This window comes from Hydrogenophaga sp. (assembly GCF_051007235.1).
GTDB lineage: Bacteria > Pseudomonadota > Gammaproteobacteria > Burkholderiales > Burkholderiaceae_C > Hydrogenophaga.
Map to the genome: position 1 here is coordinate 1 of NZ_JBPCSJ010000517.1, position 3,119 is coordinate 3,119.

Below are 3,119 nucleotides of genomic sequence, written 5' to 3' on the forward strand. Positions count from 1 at the left end.
CAGAACACCAGCAGCGGCCGGCCCTCGGCCTGCGCCGGCTCGAACATGCCGCCACCCAGCAAGGGAATGCGCGGCAACGCCAGCGCGCTGCCCAGCGCGGGCAGCGGCGGCGCCAGGGCCTCTTCGGCGGCGGCCGATGCGGGCTGTGCCAGCGCACGCGCCCAGGGGCCGGCCGTCAGCGCCGCGCCCGCCGAGGCCAGCAGCCAGTGGCGTCGGGGCATGGGCACGGCCTGGCCAGCGGGCAGGGTGGGTTCGGCGTCAGGGGTCGGGGTGTTCACGGTTCGGCTCCGTTGTCAGGGGTTGTGGTCTGGTGCGGGGGTCGATGCTGGGCTCGCCGTGGCGCCAGAGGTGCCCCCAAGGGCCTGCACGGCGCGCCTGTGCAGCAGGGTAACCCAGGCGGGCGGGGTTTTCAGCCCCCCTGACCACCCCCGCGGCACCGGCGTGGGCCCTGTGTCATGTGCGTGCGTCACAATCCGCGCTCCCGCCTCCCCCGGCGCACCACGCCCCTGCGACCCGCCTGCCCCATGCTCAACGGTACCCTGCTCGCCGCCATCGACCTCGGCTCCAACAGTTTCCGGCTGGAGATCGGCCGCTTCCATTCGGGCCACATCGAGCGCGTCGAGTACCTCAAGGAAACCGTGCGCCAGGGCAACGGCCTGGACGAGCAGAAGAACCTGAACGCCGCCGCCATGCAGCGCGGCTGGGACTGCCTGGCCCGTTTTGCCGAACGGCTGCACGGCTTCCAGAAGCACCAGGTGCGCGCCGTGGCCACGCAGACGCTGCGCGAAGCCGTCAACCGCGACGTATTCCTTGAACGCGCCCAGCAGATCCTGGGCTTTGCCATCGAGGTGGTGTCGGGCCAGGAAGAGGCGCGGCTGATCTATCAGGGCGTCTCGCGCCTGTTGCCGCAGTCCGACGAGAAGCGCCTGGTGGTCGACATTGGCGGGCGTTCGACCGAAATGATCCTGGGCCAGGGCTACGAAGCGCGGCGCATGGAGTCGTACCGGCTGGGCAGCGTGGCCTGGTCCACGCGTTATTTCCCCAAGGGGCAGTGCAGCAGCGCCAGCTTCAAGACGGCCGAGATCGCGGCGCAGGCGGTGCTGGACGAAGCCCTGGGCACCTTCCCCGCCAGCGAATGGCAGCTGGCCTACGGCTCGTCCGGCACGGTGGGCGCAGTGGCCGACATCCTGGCCGCCAACGGTTTTGCCGCCGGGGTGGTGACCCGCCCCGGGCTGGACTGGCTGATGGACCGCGTGGTCAAGGCCGGCAGCGTGGACGTGCTGCGGCTCGATGGCCTCAAGGAAGAGCGCCGCGCCGTGCTGGCCGGCGGCCTGTCGGTGCTTCGCGCGGTGTTTGACCTGTTCGGCATCGAACAGATGCTGCCGGCCCAGGGCGCGCTGCGCCAGGGCGCGCTGTACGACCTGATCGACCGCGAAACCAACGACACCGACGTTCGCGAGCGCACCGTGCGCTGGCTGGCCGAGCGGTTCTCGATCGACGGCGAACAGGCCGATCGGGTGCGCACCGTGGCCACCGCGTTGTTCGCGCAAATCGCGGCCGACAACGCGGACGGCCGCTATTCGCAGAAGCTGGCCTGGGCCGCGCGGCTGCACGAGATCGGCACCCACATCTCGCACGACCGGTCGTACCACCACGGCGCCTACATCCTCGACCACGTGGACGCGCCGGGCTTTTCGTTCCCCGAACAGCACCGCATGAGCCAGCTGGTGCTGGGCCAGCGCGGCAAGCTGCGCAAGCTGGAGGCGGCCCTGGCCGACGAGCTGTTCGCCAAGCAGCTGCTGTGCCTGCGCCTGGCGGTGCTGCTGTGCCACGCGCGCCAGATGCCCGAACACACCGCCATCCGCCTGGGCTACAAGAACGGCGCGTTCAAGCTGTCCACCGCCGATGGCTGGGCCAAACGCTTCCCGCAATCGGCCTGGCTGCTGGGCGAAGAGGTGCTGGCCTGGCAGAAGTCGCCCTGGCGACTGGCGGCCGACATCCGTTGACCGGGTGCACACCGGACGGCATTCCGTCACATTGGGCGGGTCCGCCGATGGGCCGCACGACCCGCTGAGGGAGGGCATCCGGGGTCCGGCACCCTAGGATGTGGGTTTCGCACATAAAAGCACAAGAGCGGTTGAACATGGCATTGGTGGTGGTGGCAGAAGACGACGGCGGGACGCGCACGCTGGTGAGCGTGGCCCTGCGCAACCAGGGGCACGAAGTATTGCCCGCCGGGGACGGCATCAGCGCATGGTCGCTGGTGTGCGAACACTGGCCCGACGTGGTGGTGAGCGACGTGAACATGCCCGGCATGACCGGCTTCGAGCTGCTGCAGCGCGTGCGCGAACACGCCGATGTGGGCCTGACGCCCTTCATCCTGCTGACCTCGCTGCAGGAACGGCGCGACATGCGCCAGGGCATGAACCTGGGCGCGGACGACTACATCACCAAACCGCTGCGCCCGCGCGAGCTGATCGACGCGGTGGCCGCCCAGCTCGGCCGCCAGGCCATGCGCCAGGCCGTGCGCGCCCTGCAGGTGCAGGCGGCGCTGACCGAAGCGCTGGAAGAACAGGCCTGGGCGCTGCAGGAGCAATACGAAAAGCGGCTGGCGCGCGAGCTGAGCGAACAGTGGCCGGGCCAGGCCAGCGGCCAGGACAGCACCAGCCACCCCGACGCCACCGTGCTGTTCGCCGACATCCGCCACTACCCTGCCTGGCTGGCCGAACTCAGCCCGGACGAGATGGGCCGGCTGCTCAAGCGGTTTTACGAACACAGCGGTGACACGGTGCACCTGTTCGGCGCCAGCGCCCTGCAGTTTGTGGGCGAAGGGGTGCTGGCCGTGTTCACCGACACCGACGCCAGCACCACCGCCCCGCACAGCCTGCGCGCCGCCAAGGCCGCGCTGGGCCTGCGCAAGGCCGCGACCGGCATGGCCGCCTTCGTGCAGCGCCAGTTTCCGGGACGGCCGCTGCCGGCCTTCGAGGTTGGCGTGGCCCTGCACCGCGGGCCGGTGGCCATGACGCGCATGGATGGCCTCCTGGGCGGCAACCCGCAGCGCATCCCGGTGGGCGAGACCGTGGTCGACGCCATGGCCCTGCAGCGCCACGCCAGCGCGG

General features: G+C 70.6%; 2 protein-coding genes and 1 pseudogene. 2 read left to right on the forward strand and 1 reads right to left on the reverse strand.

Annotated elements, in window-relative coordinates:
- A pseudogene (locus tag ACR2JA_RS18250) lies at positions 1 to 278 on the reverse strand (hypothetical protein); the annotation flags it as partial.
- Positions 279 to 524: 246 nt separating this feature from the next.
- Between ACR2JA_RS18250 and ACR2JA_RS18255 the strand changes: the two are divergent.
- A complete protein-coding gene (locus tag ACR2JA_RS18255; protein ID WP_434010491.1) occupies positions 525 to 2,006 on the forward strand; it encodes an exopolyphosphatase in 1,482 nt (493 codons plus the stop codon).
- 137 nt (positions 2,007 to 2,143) lie between these two features.
- A partial coding sequence (locus ACR2JA_RS18260; protein WP_434010492.1) for a response regulator occupies positions 2,144 to 3,119 on the forward strand: 976 nt, incomplete at its 3' end.